16 protein-coding genes are annotated in these 18412 nt (G+C 38.8%); 8 read left to right on the top strand and 8 right to left on the bottom strand.

Features of this window, described 5'->3' with window-relative positions; translation table 11 throughout:
- Window positions 1–379 precede the first annotated feature (379 nt).
- The 4 genes from argH to IEV85_RS07350 form a co-directional block, all read right to left on the bottom strand.
- The gene (gene argH, locus IEV85_RS07365) at window positions 380–1717 is read right to left on the bottom strand and encodes an argininosuccinate lyase (RefSeq protein WP_188462264.1); all 1338 of its coding nucleotides are present in this window, start codon (window positions 1715–1717) and stop codon (window positions 380–382) included.
- A gap of 33 nt (window positions 1718–1750) precedes the next feature.
- A complete protein-coding gene (locus IEV85_RS07360) occupies window positions 1751–2800 on the bottom strand; it encodes a M20 family metallo-hydrolase (protein ID WP_188461781.1) in 1050 nt (349 codons plus the stop codon).
- Window positions 2800–3579 (bottom strand): acetylglutamate kinase, encoded by a 780-nt coding sequence (gene argB, locus IEV85_RS07355; protein WP_188461778.1) that lies wholly within the window; start codon window positions 3577–3579, stop codon window positions 2800–2802. The genes IEV85_RS07360 and argB overlap by 1 nt, the downstream gene beginning before the upstream one ends.
- A gap of 95 nt (window positions 3580–3674) precedes the next feature.
- Complete coding sequence (locus IEV85_RS07350; protein ID WP_188461776.1) at window positions 3675–4625, bottom strand: Rossmann-fold NAD(P)-binding domain-containing protein; 951 nt, start codon at window positions 4623–4625, stop codon at window positions 3675–3677.
- A gap of 170 nt (window positions 4626–4795) precedes the next feature.
- Between IEV85_RS07350 and IEV85_RS07345 the strand changes: the two genes are divergently transcribed.
- The gene (locus IEV85_RS07345; RefSeq protein ID WP_188461774.1) at window positions 4796–5011 is read left to right on the top strand and encodes a hypothetical protein; all 216 of its coding nucleotides are present in this window, start codon (window positions 4796–4798) and stop codon (window positions 5009–5011) included.
- A 59-nt stretch (window positions 5012–5070) separates the two neighbouring features.
- On the opposite strand, the gene argC is transcribed toward IEV85_RS07345, so the two are convergent.
- From argC to IEV85_RS07325, 4 genes are all read right to left on the bottom strand, one after another.
- Window positions 5071–6039 carry an N-acetyl-gamma-glutamyl-phosphate reductase gene (argC, locus tag IEV85_RS07340; protein WP_188461773.1) on the bottom strand — a complete coding sequence of 323 codons (969 nt, stop codon included), beginning with the start codon at window positions 6037–6039 and terminating at the stop codon, window positions 5071–5073.
- Window positions 6032–7231, bottom strand: coding sequence for an argininosuccinate synthase (argG, locus tag IEV85_RS07335; RefSeq protein ID WP_188461770.1), 1200 nt, complete (start codon window positions 7229–7231; stop codon window positions 6032–6034). The genes argC and argG overlap by 8 nt, the downstream gene beginning before the upstream one ends.
- 277 nt (window positions 7232–7508) lie before the next feature.
- Window positions 7509–8249, bottom strand: coding sequence for a GNAT family N-acetyltransferase (locus IEV85_RS07330; RefSeq protein WP_188461768.1), 741 nt, complete (start codon window positions 8247–8249; stop codon window positions 7509–7511).
- 460 nt (window positions 8250–8709) lie between these two features.
- Window positions 8710–9630, bottom strand: a complete 921-nt coding sequence (locus IEV85_RS07325; protein ID WP_188461766.1) for an alpha/beta hydrolase — start codon at window positions 9628–9630, stop codon at window positions 8710–8712.
- Between the two features lie 256 nt (window positions 9631–9886).
- On the opposite strand from IEV85_RS07325, the gene IEV85_RS07320 reads away from it, so the two are divergent.
- From IEV85_RS07320 to IEV85_RS07290, 7 genes are all read left to right on the top strand, one after another.
- Window positions 9887–10717 (top strand): ABC transporter ATP-binding protein, encoded by an 831-nt coding sequence (locus IEV85_RS07320; protein ID WP_188461764.1) that lies wholly within the window; start codon window positions 9887–9889, stop codon window positions 10715–10717.
- Window positions 10707–11501 carry a hypothetical protein gene (locus IEV85_RS07315; protein WP_188461763.1) on the top strand — a complete coding sequence of 265 codons (795 nt, stop codon included), beginning with the start codon at window positions 10707–10709 and terminating at the stop codon, window positions 11499–11501. Before IEV85_RS07320 ends, IEV85_RS07315 begins: the two co-directional genes overlap by 11 nt.
- Window position 11502: 1 nt before the next feature.
- Window positions 11503–11868: a GntR family transcriptional regulator gene (locus tag IEV85_RS07310; protein WP_188461761.1), complete on the top strand. Its 366-nt coding sequence runs from the start codon at window positions 11503–11505 to the stop codon at window positions 11866–11868.
- Window positions 11865–12548 (top strand): hypothetical protein, encoded by a 684-nt coding sequence (locus IEV85_RS07305; protein ID WP_188461759.1) that lies wholly within the window; start codon window positions 11865–11867, stop codon window positions 12546–12548. The genes IEV85_RS07310 and IEV85_RS07305 overlap by 4 nt, the downstream gene beginning before the upstream one ends.
- 113 nt (window positions 12549–12661) lie before the next feature.
- The gene (locus tag IEV85_RS07300) at window positions 12662–13552 is read left to right on the top strand and encodes an ABC transporter ATP-binding protein (RefSeq protein ID WP_188461757.1); all 891 of its coding nucleotides are present in this window, start codon (window positions 12662–12664) and stop codon (window positions 13550–13552) included.
- Window positions 13549–16881: a golvesin C-terminal-like domain-containing protein gene (locus IEV85_RS07295; protein WP_188461755.1), complete on the top strand. Its 3333-nt coding sequence runs from the start codon at window positions 13549–13551 to the stop codon at window positions 16879–16881. The genes IEV85_RS07300 and IEV85_RS07295 overlap by 4 nt, the downstream gene beginning before the upstream one ends.
- Window positions 16878–18371: a TolC family protein gene (locus IEV85_RS07290; protein ID WP_188461753.1), complete on the top strand. Its 1494-nt coding sequence runs from the start codon at window positions 16878–16880 to the stop codon at window positions 18369–18371. Before IEV85_RS07295 ends, IEV85_RS07290 begins: the two co-directional genes overlap by 4 nt.
- Window positions 18372–18412: the final 41 nt, after the last annotated feature.

The following is an 18412-nucleotide window of genomic DNA, read 5'->3' as shown; positions in this document are numbered from 1 at the left end:
CAAGATTCTATTTTCTCAACTGATGCCATTTCTATGTTGCTCCAAAACACCCCTGTAGTCCCCTCTAGGGGACAGCTTCACAGATGTAAGTAAGCAGAAAACTAATCAGCTCTAGCTCTATTTTCTAATATAGCAAAAGTCCTGTTATCTCATTTGAAGTTCAGTTCCAATAACTGTGATGACTTGATCAAAAAGATTCAAAAAATCAAGATCCGTCAGCTGACGGACTCCCATGCTACAATTCAACGCGCTCCCCGCCTTTTTGTCAACCAGCCCGCTCGGTTTTAGCAAGACTTGTGCCGAACGATCGGGATATTATTTGATTATCGAACAGTGCAGTACTTATCATCAGCACCCTCAATAATATCAGAAAATACTTTCATTTTTCCGCCAATGTTTTCAAAGCCTCTTCTACTTTTTCAAATCCAAAGTCCGATTTAAGCTGTTGAAAAGCATTTTCAATTTCCGGGAGGCACAAATTGCCTATACTTCCTTCATGGCTGTGCTTTACTTGCCGCTCCGGATTGAATTCACCTTTTTCGATGGCTAAACCTACCTGCACATACGCTTCTCTGAAAGGAATACCTGATAAAACGAGTCTGTTCACTTCTTCCACACTGAATAGATACTTGAATTTATCTTCAGTCAAAAGCCCCTCTTTTACTGTGATATTTTCCAACATATAATGCATCATTTTCAAGCAACTTTTTAACTCTCCAATGGCCGGGAAAAGCATTTCTTTAATCTGTTGCAAATCTCTGTGGTAACCTGAAGGGAGGTTTTGCGTCACCATTTGAATGTTATTTGATAAACCTGAAAGTTGGTTGCACCTGGCCCTGATGAGTTCAAAAACATCAGGATTTTTTTTATGTGGCATAATGCTTGATCCGGTTGTCAAATGATCCGGAAAACTAATAAAGCTGAAATGCTGATTTAAAAACAAAGTAACATCCATTGACATTTTAGCTAGTGTTTGGGCTATTGAACCCATAGCCTGAGCTAAAATCCTTTCAGTTTTCCCTCTTCCCATTTGTGCATACACCACATTGTAATTAAGATCTTCAAAACCTAAAAGTTCAGTAGTCATCTTTCTGTTCAAGGGAAATGAAGAACCGTAACCAGCGGCTGACCCTAACGGGTTTTTATTACAAACACGCCATGCAGCCAGCATCATCTCCATATCATCCAGCAAACTTTCTGCATAAGCACCAAACCAGAGGCCAAAAGATGAAGGCATTGCCAGTTGTAAATGCGTATATCCTGGCATCAATTTAGCTTTATGCTGATCTGCCAGTGAAATCAGTTGATTGAAAAGCAATTCTACATCAGAGAAAATCTCATAGATTTCATGTCGGAAATAGAGCTTCAGGTCAACTAAAACCTGGTCATTTCTGGAACGTCCGCTATGAATTTTCTTCCCCACATTACCCAACCTGGCTGTTAGCAGTCCTTCCACCTGCGAGTGAACATCTTCTACTCCATCATCAATGGTGAAATTGTTATCTTCAATCTCAGATAATATAGTTTTTAACCCATCCAGTAAAGCCTCCAACTCTGAGGAAGTGAGCAATCCAACGCTTTCCAGCATAGTAATATGTGCCATCGATCCCAGCACATCAAATCGAGCTAAAACCAGATCCAGTTCACGATCCTGTCCTACTGTAAATTGATCCACCAAAGAATCATTATCAGTGGCTTTTTGCCAGATTTTATTCATTTTTTTCATATCTCTATAGTTTGATAGCGCGCACTAGCTTACTACCTTTTCCAATAATTTAATATATAAGTTTATGCCTTCTTCCAACTCCTTCAGATAGATGAATTCATCTGCGGTATGGCTTCTGGCTGAATCTCCGGGTCCCATTTTAAGTGATGGAGCATCTAATAATGCCTGATCAGAAGTGGTTGGGCTTCCGTAAGTAGTTCTCCCCAAAGATAAGCCAGACTTAACAATGGCGTGTTCCGGGGGAATAAAACTAGGTTTCAACCTTGTAGAGCGCGGGGTTACTTCACAGCTTACATTTTCCTTTATAATTTCCAGAGCCTCCACATTATTGTATTGATCAGTGGTACGTACATCCACTGTAAATTTGCAGGTGTCCGGCACAACATTGTGTTGAGTACCTGCCTGAATCATAGTAACAGACATTTTTACCGGACCAAGGAAATCCGAAACTTCAGGATATTGAAAACTTTTAAACCACTGAATATCATCCATTGCTGCATAAATAGCATTCACTCCTTCTTCCCTGGCAGCATGTCCTGCTTTTCCTTTTGCTACGCAATCCAGTACCATCAAACCTTTTTCAGCAATAGCCATATTCATTAAAGTAGGCTCACCAACAATAGCAAATTCGATAGTTGGCAATTGAGGATAAAGCAATTCCATACCATTTTTCCCTGAAATCTCTTCTTCAGCCGTGCCGGCCCAAATGATGTTATAATTGAGATCTTTCGCTTCATAAAAATGAAGAAAAGTTGCCAGCAAAGCTATTAAAGCTCCACCTGCATCATTACTTCCCAAACCATATAATTTCCCATTTAAAATATCCGGAGAAAAAGGGTCTCGTGTGTAGGCAGCATTAGGCATTACCGTATCATGATGTGAGTTAAGCAATACCGTAGGTTTTTCCGGATTAAAGTGAAGGTTAGTCGCCCACACATTATTAACCAAACGATTTACTTTTACTCCTTCCTTTTCAAGAAAATTGCACAATAAATCTGCTGTAGCTTTCTCTTCTTTGCTAAAAGAGGGGGTTCTGATGAGTTCCTGCAGAAGTTGTAAGTATTTTTGTTCCATTACTTTACGATAAGTGTGCCTGCATTAGAATTAGCTACTTCTTCCGCCTGCATTATTCGCACTGCCTTTACATGATGGTTAAGTGCCTGGAAAGCAGTTTCAAGCTTGGGCAGCATACCATCGGCAATGGCTCCACTCTCTTTTAAGCTATTGTAATTTCTTGTATTTATTTCTTTAATGAGCGTATCATCGTTATTGACATCTTCCAGTACTCCTTTTTTATCGAAGCAATAGATGAGTTCCACTTCAAACATCTCTGATAATGCCATCGCTAACACGGAAGCAATAGTATCGGCATTGGTATTGTAGAGCTGCCCCTTTCCATCATGCGTAATAGGAGAAAATACAGGAATCAATTCTAAATTAAGCAGTCCTGAAATCACTTTGGTGTTCACTCCGGAAATAGCCACATCTCCTACCAAGCCATAATCCACTTCTTTTGCAGGCCGCCTTGTGGCAGTAATTAGGTTACCATCTGCCCCGGAAAAACCCATGGCATTGCAATTTTGCGCCTGTAATTTGGCCACTACATTTTTATTAATTAATCCTGCATACACCATAGTAACCAAATCCAGCGTGGCTTCATCAGTTATCCTCCGCCCTTCATGCATATTTGCAGTAATCCCCATTTTACTTCCTAGTTCGGAGGCGATCTTCCCCCCTCCATGAATGAGGATTTTTGCTCCTGAAATAGCGGAAAAGTCTTTTAGAAAAGATAGTAATCGTGATGTATCATCGATGATGTTCCCTCCTATTTTGATAATCTTGAGTGGCTTCATTATTGGTTTTAGGTTTAGTTTTTAACCAGGGGTTTTACCCTTAGTTGCTAATCTTTTGCCCTTTAAAGGCTAAAATGTGTTAGTAAATCTATTTATCACTCCATCCCTTCCAGCATAGTTTGTAAAACAGCCTGAGCAGCAAAAACTCTGTTACCGGCTTGTTGTATCACCGCTGAGTGCTGGCCATCTAGGATTTCATCTGCAATTACCACATTTCTTCTTACAGGAAGACAATGCATTACTTTAGCCTCTGCAGTTAATTGATGCTTTTTATGATCAAATGTCCAGTCGGGAAAGCGATTACTTACTGCACCATAATCCTTGAAAGATGACCAGTTTTTTACATACACAAAATCTGCATCCTCCAAAGCTTTTGACTGATCATGTTCAATTGTGGCTCCTTTTGTAAATTCATCAGACAATTCATACCCTTCAGGATGTGCAATGGTTAAATCATGATCCGCTGCTAACATCCATTCTGCAAAAGAATTAGGAACAGCTTGCGGCAAAGCTTTAATATGCGGAGCCCATGTTAACACAATTTTTGGTTTCTCCACTTTCTTTAACTCAGCGATGGTCACTAAATCAGCCAGACTTTGCAGGGGATGTCGGGTAGCTGACTCAAGGCTTACTACAGGAATGCCCACATATTTCAGGAAAATGTTGAGCATCTCTTCTCTATAGTCTGCTTCCTTATCTTTAAGGCCGGGGAAACTTCTTACGCCAATAATGTCGCAATACTCTCCCATCACTGCTACAGCCTCTTTTGCATGTTCAGCTTTATCCCCATCCATTATTACACCTTCTCTTGTTTCAAGTGCCCAGGAATCTTTATCCATATTCATTACTATCACATTCATGCCCAAATTATAAGCTGCTTTTTGCGTACTCATTCTTGTGCGGAGGCTGGGATTCAGAAAAATAAGCCCTAAAGTTTTGTGGGTGCCTAGTGTGGTGTTTTGAAGTGGATATTTCTTGATTTCCAGTGCTTTTTGTAAAAGTTTGGGGAGGTCAGGGACATCATGTACTGAAGTGAAATTTTTCATTAATGTTCTTAGTTTTATCGATTATCGGATAAATAATTTATTATAGAATTTGGTTTATTTATGTAACCTTCATTTTCGTACTCACCATCTTCTTGTCAACTTCACAATATAATAACCACTTCAACATCTATATTTTTCTTATTTTCTTTTTGCTTAATCAAAAAGATGCAATGCCAAAGGCATCCCTTTGGGGAAAATCAAGAGAAAAAGATGTCAGCCAGAGGCTGACCAGCCTTTGGCTGGCTTCCACGCTTCAAATACCACCCTCAGCCCGCCTTTTTGTCGGGTCACCCGCTTTCGTCTTTAGTAACGATTTGTTATTCACAGTGCAAAAAACAGATTATGAAGGTAAAGTATTCAGAGTGATTTCAATTTATAGTATTTGATTTCGTTCTAATTAATAATTTATAAGCATTATTAAAGATCAAAGTAATAGAATACTCAACTAAAAACCAGTGGCCTTTAACTTCAATCCAGTGCTTTCTTCAAATCCTAACATCAAATTCATATTTTGAACAGCCTGGCCGGAAGCACCCTTCAACAGGTTATCAATAATACTGCTGACAATTAATTGTGATCCTTTTTTTTCCAAACGGATAAAACACTTATTTGTATTAACTACTTGCTTTAAATCCAGCTCCTCCTCTGTGATATGAGTAAAAGGATGCTCCTGATAGAATTCAGTATAAATCCTCAGGGCCTCTTCAAGGGTAACATCAGTTTTGAAATAAGAAGTAATCCAGATTCCTCTTGTGAAAGGCCCTCTGTAGGGCACAAAGAGTATATCAGGTTTTGCATCACCCAATTTACCAAAATTGTGATTAATTTCTTTAAGATGCTGATGATCAAAGGTTTTGTAGGTTGATATATTATTAACTCTCCAGCTGAAATGGCTGGTATCGGATAAGGAAACTCCCGCACCTGTAGATCCTGTGATACCAGTAGTATGCACCTCTTCCGCCACCAGGCCGTGCTTTACCATTGGTAATAAACCCAATTGAATGGCCGTGGCAAAACAACCCGGATTGGCTATATTTTCTGCTTTGCTAATGTCCAATTTGTAGAGTTCCGGCAAACCATAAACAAACTCTCTTCCATTGATTGATTCGCCTAAACGAAAATCCTGGCTTAAATCAATTACTTTAACCTTTTCGGAAACTTCGTTTTTGGTCAGAAAATCTTTAGCGGCTCCATGACCAGCACAAAGAAATAACACATCAATTTCAGAATGATATTCCTTCACAAATTGTAACTCCGTCTCACCCAATAAATCCTGATGCACTGCACTGATCTTCTTGCCTGCCTGGCTACCACTTACTGCAAAAGCAATTTCAACTTCCGGGTGATTCAGCAATATTCTGATTAATTCTCCTCCTGTATAACCGGCTGCCCCGATAATTCCTGCTTTAATCATCTGCTTTATTTTTTACCTGATGATAAATAGCAGTCTGGTTGCCGAAAATTTTGGTAAAGCCTTTTACATCTTCTCCACTCCAGCCTGTATTTTCTTCACCATACTTACCAAACTCGCTGGACATTAAATCATATTTGGATTCAATTCCCTCTACGGCAAATCTGTAAGGGTATAACTTCACCCACACATCACCAGTAACATTTTCCTGTGTATCTGCCAGAAATTTCTCAATGTTGCGCATGGTCGGATCCAAGAACTGTCCTTCGTGCAATCTGTTACCATACCACACTGACAATTGCTCCTTCCAGCTCAGCTGATTTTGTGTAAGCACATGTTTTTCTAATAAATGATGCGCTTTGATCAATAAAACCGGAGCAGGCGCCTCAAAACCTACTCTTCCTTTAATTCCGATGATGGTATCACCCACATGAATGTCTCTTCCAATCCCATAGCTACCTCCTATTTTATTCAGCGCCTGCACTAAATCTACCGGATGCTCGTATTTCTGATCATCCAGAGCTACTGGAATTCCTTTGTTGAAAGTAATTTTGATGCTTTTTTCAACTGTTTCACTCACCTGAGTAGGATAAGCTGACTCCGGCAGTGATTCCCTGCTGTTCAAAGTCTCTTTCCCTCCTACAGAGGTTCCCCAGATTCCTTTGTTAATGGAATATTGGGCTTTGGCAAAATCCATCTCAACGTTGTGGGATTTAAGAAATTGAATCTCCTCCTCCCGGGATAATTTATTATCTCGGATAGGAGTAATAATTTCAATGCAGGGAATGATAGTTTGCAAAACCATGTCGAAACGTACCTGATCGTTACCAGCTCCTGTACTTCCATGAACCACGGTGTTAACACCTATTTCCTTGGCATAATGCGCAATAGCCAAGGCTTGAAAAACTCGCTCAGCACTTACAGAAAGTGGGTACGTATTGTTTTTGAGCACATTGCCAAATACCAGGTATTTCAGGCAATCATCCCAAAACTTCTGAGTAACATCTACAGTTTTATGGCTTTTTGAGCCGAGGTCATTAGCCCTCTGTGCGATTTTAGCTACTTCTTCGGGGTCAAATCCCCCGGTGTTTACTGTGATGGTGTGTACTTCATAATCCAGCACTTTACTGAGTTGGAGTACGCAATAAGAGGTATCTAATCCGCCACTAAAGGCCACTAATGCTTTTTTATTCATTTTTTAATGGTTTGTTGCTGTAAAAAAGAATTTAATTATTACTCTATTAAATTTTATTGAAGACTATTACAAATTGTATCTGATCCCTCCCCCTTAATAAAGGGGGACCAAGAGGGATTACTTTTGTTATTTCTAAAATTTAGATTACCATTTTTTAAAATATTCCCACTATTCTATAGCTTAAAATGTTATTTCAACTTTGAAGAATCTCCCTGCCCCCTTTGGAAAAGGGGGGAAATTCCTTTATCATTAAAATCTTATTATGCTTTGAAAGACTTCAAAAACTAAAAAAGGAACCGATCATTTGAAAGAAATTCATTTTTGACTTTTGGTTGCCACTGCTATTTGCAGAAGCTCCTCCTTTTTTCTCTCTCAGAAATACTTTCTTTTTAATACGCATCCATCTTTCAAAAAGGCTGTATTCTCCTTCAAAGTGTCTGCCCCACTTCGTCTTTTTTGGCTTTTTCTTTTTCTCCCATGCAGGATCATACAACATAGCTGTACAGAAGCAGTTTGATCTGCCCTTAGCCATTAATATTTCATAATTTACACAGCTTTTGCAACCATTCCAAAAAGCTTCATCATCTGTTAGTTCAGAGTAAGTAACAGGCTCGTAACCTAACTCTGAATTGATTTTCATCACCGCAAGGCCTGTAGTGAGTCCGAAAATTTTGGATTCAGGATATTTTTTACGGGAAAGCTCAAATATTTTCTCCTTAATGCTGCTTGCCACACCTGTGCCACGGTAAGGAGGAGAAACAATTAAGCCGGAATTGGCAACATACTTGCCATGACCCCAGGCTTCAATATAACAAAAGCCAACCCACTCACCTGTTTTAGTAAGTGCAATAACAGCTTTCCCTTCTTCCATTTTTAATTGGATGTATTCAGGGGTGCGTTGCGCGATACCAGTACCACGTGCCGCTGCAGAGGAAGCCATTTCGTCCGCAATCATTTTAGAAAACTTGATATGTTGCTCATTAGCAATGCTAATGATTACATTTTGATGATTTTTCATTGATCGAAATATCAAAAATTAAAATGTGAAATAGTAAACTTACTTGTTAAGCTAAATGAAGAAAATAATACGATGGAGAATCGGCACCTGCGTAAGGCACCATAAAATATAAAGCCCGTTAGGGCCTGAATGTCCTAAGGCTAGGACGGACAGAAAAATTCAATAGAGACAATACCATAGCAGAAGGAGCGGCTACTTGAAAAAGGCCGTTAGCATTTGCTGTTGATATGTTGCTTGTATTACTCATGAATTATTGAACAAAGGTTGTTAATATTTTTTGGTAATTCCAAATGGATGAGAAAAAAACTTTATGTTTTTTTTATTTTCTATTTGGATATGTGCTTGTATAGATGATTTACTCAACTATTATTAAGCCAATTCAACATGTAGAATAATCAAAAGTATTATTATTCAATATTAACACTCAGTAAAAAATACATTATCAACTGTTTTTAACCACTCATTTCAGCATTTCATTCACCCATTGGATCAACTCCACTTCATCTACAATAGACCAGGAATGTGGGTGCCGGAGTCCTGAGCTTCTATAACCGGGTTGCTTTGCCAGCATAAATTCAGCTTTTGTATTGTTCATTAATAAAAGCCTGTTAATCAATTCTGAAGAAGCAAATGAATTGGTATCCATCAAGCTTCTTCTCCTGTTTTTCAATTGCCATACGATATCAACATCATGGTATACTCTTACACCAATATTACTAAGGAATTTTTCATTACCGGGCTGTTCCAAATTGGCATTGAAAGGTGTTAGTTCCTCATACTTAGCTTTATCATTGACAGGGTCTCCTATTTCCTTTAGCATTATTTCAGAAACATACCTGGCTTCCCCCACCCCTGCCTCGGAATAATTCTTTTTAATTTCTCTTTGAAAATATTCCCATATACCGAATAAATCCACTGGAGAGTCCACGCTGAAGACAGCTTGTGGCTGAATAGCTGCTTCTGACGGTTTTTCATAGCAATATTCTGCATACCGAAGAGAGATTGTACCCCCTGCCGAGAAGCCTCCTATCACAAACTTTTCTTTAGGAATTGCATATTTATCAATAATGTGAAGGAAGGCATCATTTAACCTCTTTGTAACATTTTCATCAGCATACAATTTATTGCCACCAGCAATTGCTACTGTTAATAAACCATGAAGGTAAGCCACATTATGAATTTTAGTTTCCGGATAAATACTTTCTACAGCCTGTCCAAAACCGGGTAAAAGCACAAGAACGCCTGTTATCTCAGCCTGAGGCGCTACAGCTAAATAGTAACCATTTTCAATGTTTTTGTTAAAGATTACTTTTTCATAGTTCTGGGCATTCAGCCGAATGAGACAACAGGATAAAAGTAAGGAGATAACTAGGGTTTTCATTTGTGGATTTTTTGGGTTCATAACGTTAATCTGTTCAATTATTATCTACTTAAAATTAAGATTTACCTCACTATTAAAATGCCATTAAAAAAAGAGCATTTAATTCAGTTTGAACTAAAGTACTAATTAACATTAGGATGGTTATGTACCACCTTTCCAAAAAAAATCAATAATTCTTCCATTTATTTTTGGAATAGTCAAATCTATCTTTTACCATTGTAGTGTATTAGTTAAGTAGTACAGTAAATCAGTTGATATGATCAGCATACAAAATTTAGAATTTAAATATTCAAAAAAGCAGCCGCCACTCTTCCATAACCTGGAATGCGAATTACAGGCAGGAAGCATTGCAGGACTGCTCGGTAAAAATGGTGCCGGTAAAACCACTTTGCTTAAGTTGATGGTAGGCTTGCTCTTCCCCACCGAGGGAAAAGTGAACATTATGGGACACGAACCTGCTAAACGCCAGCCCTCCCTCTTTCAGGACATTTATTTTTTACCTGAGGAATTTTACATACCAGGCGTTTCAATCGGCAGCTATGTAAAAGCAAATTCCGGCTTTTACCCTCGCTTTGACCAGACTTTACTACAGCAGCTCATCAGTGATTTTGAACTGCCTGAAACGAAAAGTTTACAAAAACTTTCCTACGGACAGAAAAAGAAGTTCCTGATTTCTTTTGCACTCTCTACCAAATGCAGGCTGCTGGTATTAGATGAACCGACAAATGGACTCGACATCCCCTCCAAAAGTGTTTTTAGAAAGGTGGTGGCAGGCTCGCTTGATGAAGACCAATTAGTAATCATATCCACCCACCAGGTAAAGGATGTTGAAAACCTGATCGACAGGATACTGATGCTTGAAAATGGAAAATTCATTATGCAGAAAGATATCTTTGACATTTCTGCACTGCTGAATTTCACCACCTCTTCTTCGCCAGAAGGTGAAAATATTCTATATAGTGAAATGGTGCCCGGAGGGTATAAAGTCATTACACCGCAAGCTAATGGAGGTTCCAATGTTGATATCGAATTATTGTTTAATGCCATCTCTCATGGCACAGAAAAAATGAAAGATTATGTCCAGTAATATTTTTAACGGCAAACGATTTCTTCTGCTTTGCAGACAGCATTTTATTCATAGCAACAAACTTTTATTATTCTCTATTGTGGCCTATGTTGGTGTGATATTCATTGTGCTTTCACTGGTTCAGATGAGTAATGACAGAGTGCCTCATGATGCTGAAATATTTAGGGAATTGCTATTCACATTTGTGGCTATATTTGGCATATTATATGTTGGCTATTCATTTCCTGCCTTTCGCTCAAAAGAAGGCACTATTAACTACCTGATGTTGCCGGCATCGATACTGGAAAAGTTCGTTTTCGAACTATTTATTCGTATTGGTTTAATGTTAATTTTGCTTCCTCTTCTTTACTGGATTACTTTTCATCTGGAAGGATATTTTTTCACCCTTTTTACCACTGAAAAATTTTACCCAGTGGGATTTGAAAGCACTTTTGACTTCATACTTCCCAATGATATACAAAAATCCTTATTTTGGTTTGTTTCATTTATAGCATCGCTGGTGATGTTAGGTTTTATCTTAGCATTTACAGGTGGTGCTATGTTTTCCAAACAACCGTTGGTTAAAACCTTATTTTCTCTAGCAATTATCATTATTGGCTATTCGAGTGTAATTTATATTGCTCTGGAAAAATTAGGAGTTGCAAAATATAACATCAACGACTCCCTGTGGCTGACTCCCACAAATACCAATAGTGCATTTCGGCTTTTTGCCTGTGCAGCTATTCTTGCCATTGTAGTCATGTTGTTTGTGGCATACCGAAAGTTAAAAGAAAAGGAGGTATAATATGGAGTTTCAAAATGGCAAAAGCATTTTTCTTCAGATAGCAGATACTATTACCGACAAGGTAGTAAGCGGTGAATTTCCTGCAGGGGAAAAAATACCTTCAGTGCGGGAGCTGGCTTCAGAAATGGGTGTAAACCCAAATACTATTATGAGAACCTATAGTGAATTACAGACCATGAAAATAATTGAAAACCAACGTGGTATTGGGTATTTTGTAAATCCTGATGCCCAGCAAATTATCCTCAAGAGCAAAAGAGAAGATTTCTTTAATAAAGTGCTGCCCGAGGTATTAAAACAAGCAGACTTGTTAGGAATTACCTCAAGCGAACTTAAGAAGCATTTAGACAACATAAATTCAGCATCATGAAGTTAAGCAATAAGGTACTTATAGGATTTTTCGGACTGATATTGGTCTATATGATAGCGGCTTTCACTGAAATAAGGCTGAATGGCGACCTGAACAGGTTCGATGATTCCAACAGCATAAAAGAAACTGTAGATGTAGAAAGCTTTTCTTACCTTGTTTTACCTGAGATGAATCATCGTATTGATGTGATGGGATCGGGTAAAGCAAGGCTGGAAGTGCGAAGTATATCTGGCGACTTAATTCAAAAAATAAATTACAGTATATCTGGTGATACCCTTACAATAACACCTCCTGAATTGAGTGAAAATAAAAGAGTCAAAATTACTCTTTATGTAGATAAAAATCTTTTCAAAGGCATGACGGTAAATAGTCCGGGTATGAGAATTGATTCACTAAATCAGGAATCATTGGCTATTATGCTTAACTCCGGATGGATAAGGATGCTTGGCAATAACAAAATAAGTCAGCTGAATATCAAAGCTTCAAATGAAGGAAGCCTTAACATTGAAGGGATGAAGCTTGACCTGCTGAATGTGCAGCTTGATAGTTCAAAAGTAATAAGCGATGCAGCTATCAAGGTTTTGGAAGGTTCTATTTCAAACAAATCTTATTTGCACCTGGGTGACACACAGGAAATTCGAATGAAAAAAGATGACAGCAGCCGTCTGGATTTATATTAAAAATAAAATTCTATTTAGGCTGTAACAAAACAAAGAGATAAACTTCTTATAACCAGAAAGATACAAATTAAATATTTGGATCAACACCCAAACTACGCCCAATTGAGAATACTATGAACATAGAAATTACAGGACTCACAAAGGTATATCCAAATGGACATAAAGCCATAAACAATGTAAATCTGCAGATTGGCAGTGGCATGTTTGGGCTGTTAGGGCCCAATGGTGCAGGCAAATCCAGCTTTATGCGTGTGCTTGTTACAGTGCAACAAGCTACTTCAGGTACTATCTTAATGGATGGACTGGACATTAACGAACATAGGCAGAGGATTAGAAGAATGGTGGGCTATCTTCCCCAGGATTTTACTTTTTTCTCAAAGCTAAAAACCTGGGAGTTTCTGGATTATGCAGCACAGTTAGCAACCAGCCTTAAGAAAAAGGACCGCACGATCAAAGTTAACAAACTGCTGGATCAGGTGGGTTTGTTAGATGTACGGGAAAGAATGGCCAACAAACTTTCCGGAGGAATGAAAAGAAGACTGGGAATTGCCCAGGCCCTAATAGGTGATCCTAAGTTACTGGTAATTGATGAACCGACTACAGGGCTGGATCCGGAAGAGCGAATTCGTTTCCGTAATATCCTTTCCGACTTAAGTCAGCAGGACGTAACCATTATACTTTCTACCCATATTGTGGGAGATATCAGCAGTACCTGCCATAATATGGCTATGCTCAACAAAGGAGAAGTAGCTTTTAAAGGATCTCCGGAAGGAATGATCGATCAGGTGCGCGGGCATGTATGGCAGGCACTTTTGGATGATGAGGAATTCAACCTCATAAAAACAAAATATTCAGTAGTTTCTACCATCCCCACCGATGGTAAATGGGAAGTTCAGTTAATCGCTACTGAACAACCACACCCAAAGGCGAGCCATGCCAATCCTAACCTGGAGCATGCTTATGTCTATTTTATGGAAAATGAACTAGGAGTTTCACTGGTATGATTTCTCTCAAAAACATATTGACCATCTCCAGATTTGAATCAAAGGTACTTTGGAGAAACTGGTTTTTCAGAATTCTGGCTGTTGCAGGCATTGGTTTTCTCACTATTTTCAATATCGCAGTATTTTCTGAGGCAGATGTACCCAGATGGGCTTTTCTTTCTAACAGTTGGTTGATGCCTTATGCAAGCCTTACGCTTATCAGCATACCACAAGTAGCTGCAGTAATATTTTTGGCGACAGGTCTGATTAAAAAGGATAAAAAAGTGGATACCAATGAGGTGTTTTTTGTAAGACCTATTACCAACCTTGACTATGTTTTTGGCAAAGCATTGGCACTCTTTAAGCTTTTCTTTCTTTTAAACTTAGTATTTGTTGCCTTATCGCTGGCTTTCAACCTCACCAGTCCTTATACCACTTTCCAGCCATGGGCGTATATCATTTATCCTTTACTCACCAGCATTCCCACCATTGTTTTCACGGCAGGAATTTCATTTTTACTGGTTACGCTGATCAAAAACCAGCCCATTTCCATCGTTTTATTGCTGGGAGTAGCTGGTGTAGAATTGATCTACTATTTTGATGAGTTCTCCAATATCCTTGATTTCATGGCCTTCAGACTCCCCATGTTCATCTCTGATATTTCAGGATTTGCTGATCTGGAATTCGCTTTGTTGCAGAGATCTTTTTACTTAATTACAGGCATTGCCTTACTCTTTATCACAGCATTTTTCATTGATCGCCTTCCCAGCCACCGCAGTGCCAGAATGGTAACAGGAGTGCTAGGTTTGGCAATATTAGTCGCTTCTTCCTTTATGATGCTCAGGCTTTATGAAATGCGGCAAAATCCGATTGAACTAAGACAGAATATGGTTGCGCTAAATGGACAGTGGGCAGAAGTTCCCAATATTACTATCCTTTCCAGTGCTATTGAGATTGAGCTAATAGAAGATGAAATAAATGCTTCTTCGGAAATGCTGGTAAAAAATAATACCGATGAAGTACTTAGCCGGATTTACTTCACCCTGAACCCGGGGCTTAAGGTAGAAGAAGTTGTACTAAATGGTAGTACTCAGAAAGCACATAAAAACTTCCATATAGTATCACTTGATGAGCTCAACATTGCTCCAAATCAGGAGGTAAAAGTATTAATAAAGTACCATGGTGATATTTTACAATCAGCAGCCCATTTAGAGGTAGATCAGAAAAGATACGAAGCTGCAAGAGATTATTTTATGTTTTCCATGCAAAAGAAGTATTCCTTTTTACAGGCAGATTATACTTTGCTTACGAAAGATGTACTATGGTATCCTGACACACAGATTGGCTATAACAGAAAGTCCGTAACTAAAGACCGACTATCATTTCCTGAATTTCAATTGAAAGTGACTACTTCCAATGGTCAAATGGCCATCTCGCAAGGAGAGCCTGTCATCAACGGAAATGTTTACCAGTTTAAACCAGAGTATCCTTTACCCCAAATTTCACTTGCAGTGGGTGATTATGTGAAAAAGGAAATCACCGTAGACAGCGTAAAATATTCCCTCTACCATTATAGAAACAGCGATTTCTTTGTAAATCAGCTCGATCAGCTTTCTGACACTTTAAGCTATCTCATTACTGATTTGGCCAATGAATATGAGGATGCTCAGAATCTCTCCTATCCTTTTAAGAGATTACAATTTGTTGAAACGCCACTTCAGTTTGCTACTTACAATAAAATTTATGAAAGCCACCAGGCCTACCTGCAGCCGGAAACAGTTTATTGGCCTGAAAAAGGAAGCGATATCCGTCAGTTTGACCTCAGAATGCAATTGCGGGATATGAACAGCCAGGCCAAACGTCAGAATCAGGTTTTAACTGAAAAGCAAAAGCAAGCCAATGTATTCAATGATTTGATTAAAAAGGTTTTTACTAAGCAAATCGGGGCAGATTATGCCTTTGAAGGCCTTCGTCAAGATGAGCCAGATTATTCAATCTACCCTAATTATTATGCCTACAACAGCGGTATAGTGAGCAAAGAATGGGCGTTGCTGAATCGTAGCATTGCTACTTATTTACAAAATGAAAAACAAGCAAAAGCAGATTATTCCAGAAATAGAAATGGCATATCCTTTACTGAGGAATGTAACAATCTAATGAGGGAGTCTTCCCTTAATGAAATTCTCTCGGAAGCAAAATTTAACAAAATTCAGAAATCAGTGTCCTTAAAAAGTCAATACCTCTTCACATATATTGGCCAATTGATAGGTGAAAATAATTTCAAAGACTTTTTGTACAGTTGGGTAAATCAACATCAACACCAATTAACAAGTTACGAATCGCTAAGGAAGGCTATTATCACTGAATTCCAGATGGATATTGATCCGATTATTAAGAAGGTGTACTTTGAAACTTCTCAACCTGCATTTGAAATCCTTAGCCTTCAAAAATATGAAGTATTAGATGGAGATAGAAAGCGCTACCAGGTATTGGCTGAAATCAGAAATTCCGGCAATAATGATGGCGTAATTGAGGTGAAATTTACCTCTGGAGCCACTGCAGACGATGAGGATTACTACCGTAACAAAGTGAATGTGACCGAACAAAATGAGATTCCTGCACAACTTTCAGTGATAAAAAAAGGAGAAACCAAATTACTAGGTTTTGTTTTGGATGAAAAGCCGGATAACATCACTTTTAATACAATTATTTCCAGAAACATCCCTTCAGTAATTACTTTACCTGTAGGCACTTTAAGCAAGCGTGAAGGAGGCGAATTATTTGAAGGTGAAAGGATAATTACAACAGAGAAAGCACCTAATATTTATGAAATTATAGTGGATAATGAAGATTCCGCATTCAGTAGTTTCAGCCCAATAAAACCTACCTATTTAAAGGCTTACCTTGACAGCAGGAAAACTACCAATCAAAAATATTACGGCAGCTGGGACCGCCCCTTTTCAAAATGGCTGCCCACCACAGGATCAGAATTTTATGGCACTGTAATCAGGTCTGCCCACTTCACCCGCTCAGGAAACGGAGAAAAAATAGCTACATGGACTCCTGACATAAAAGAAGAAGGTTTTTACGACCTCTACACCTATATGCAGGGGAAAAACCAAAATGAATTCACAGGAAATAACAGCAGTAACAAGCAGCATTACTACCACTTCATTATTCACCACGCTGATGGAGAGGATAATATCACCTATAACATATCTAACGCAGAGCCGGGCTGGAATTTTCTGGGTTCCTATTACTTCAATCAAAAGGGAGGCAGTGTTTCACTCACTGATGAATGTGAGCTGAGAACAGTTTATGCAGATGCTATTAAATGGGTTAAGCAATGAAAATTATGAAAAGTAATCAATTAAATAAAATGAAAAGACTTGCAGTTTATGGCAAACTGATCATGATCTGTTGCCTCCTGTCTCAGCAATTGATGGCACAACGCACACTAACACTGAAAGAAGCTATCGAAATTGCCCAGCAGAGTAGCCCCACCATCAAAAAATCGATGCTGAACCTTTACAGCAACCAAAGGAGTCTGGATGCACAAAGAGCCGCATTAAAATCACGGTTTGCGCTGGATATTACTCCTTTTGATTATAACCGGAACCGTAATTTCAATGATCTGTTTTCCCGTTGGAACACCATTGAAGATTATAATTCCTTTGCTAATTTATCCGTAAGCCAACCAATCGTAGCCACTGATGGCACTATCTCTCTGATTAACCGTTTTGGCTACCGCGATAATTACTCTGAATTTCAGGATCTCCGTACCAAAACCTACAGCAATAATTTATACCTGCAGTTGGACCAGCCTATTTTCACCTATAACAGGACTAAGCTTCAATTGAAGGAACTGGAGCTCAACCTGGAAAATGCTCAAATCAGTAACGGAATCCAGCTGCTAAGCCTGGAGCAAAATGTAACGCAATCATTCTATAATTTTTACCAGCGTCAAAACAACCTGGAAATCTCAAGAGATGAGTATGAGAACCAAAAGATCAGTTATGAAATCACATTAAATAAAGTGGAAGCCGACCTTTTGGCGCGAGAAGAGTTGTACCAGGCAGAACTGAATCTGGCCACTTCAAAATCAACAGTAGAAAACAATGAAGTACTGTTGAGCAATGCAGCAGATGATTTTAAACTTCTGTTGGGGCTCAGCCTGGAAGAAGAGTTAAGTGTGATAGTAGACATCGATTTTCTGACCCGAAAGGTGGATTTAAGAAAAGCCATAGAGCACGGATTGGAGCACCGAATGGAACTGAGACAGCGAAGCATTGATATTGAAAGGTCTCAGTTTGAATTGATCCGCACGAAATCCTTAAATGAGTTCAAAGGGGCTATCGGCTTATCATTAGGGGTTTTTGGCGACAATGTGCGAGCTCCTGAAGTGTACGAAACACCTAGCGTAAACCCCAGAATAGCCATCTCTTTCAGCATTCCTATTTGGGACTGGGGTGAAAATAAAGCCAGAATGGATGCTACCAATGCCAATTTGGAAATTAACAAAGTGGATTTGCAGGTGGAAGAAAATAATATCATCATCAATATCAGAAAAATTTACAGAAACCTACAAAACCTGGAAAACCAGATTGGCATTGCAGAACAAAACATCAAAAATGCGCAACTGACCTACGATATTAACCTGGAACGCTACAAAAACGGAGACCTCACAAGCATTGATCTGAACAGGTTCCAAAGTCAGCTTTCCGAAAAGAAAAGTGCCCTGGCTGATGCCCTCATTAATTATAGAATGGAATTACTGAACCTTAAAATTCAATCACTCTACGATTTTGAGAAGAATGAACCGGTCCTTATAAGAAATTAGATACTTGATTCTAGATACTAGATGCTAGATGTTAGATGCTA

Source organism: Marivirga lumbricoides (genome assembly GCF_014636295.1).
In the GTDB taxonomy this organism is placed as follows: Bacteria; Bacteroidota; Bacteroidia; order Cytophagales; family Cyclobacteriaceae; genus Marivirga; species Marivirga lumbricoides.
The sequence above is the reverse complement of the archived record's forward strand: the minus strand, read 5'-3'. Positions and strand labels throughout refer to the sequence as shown.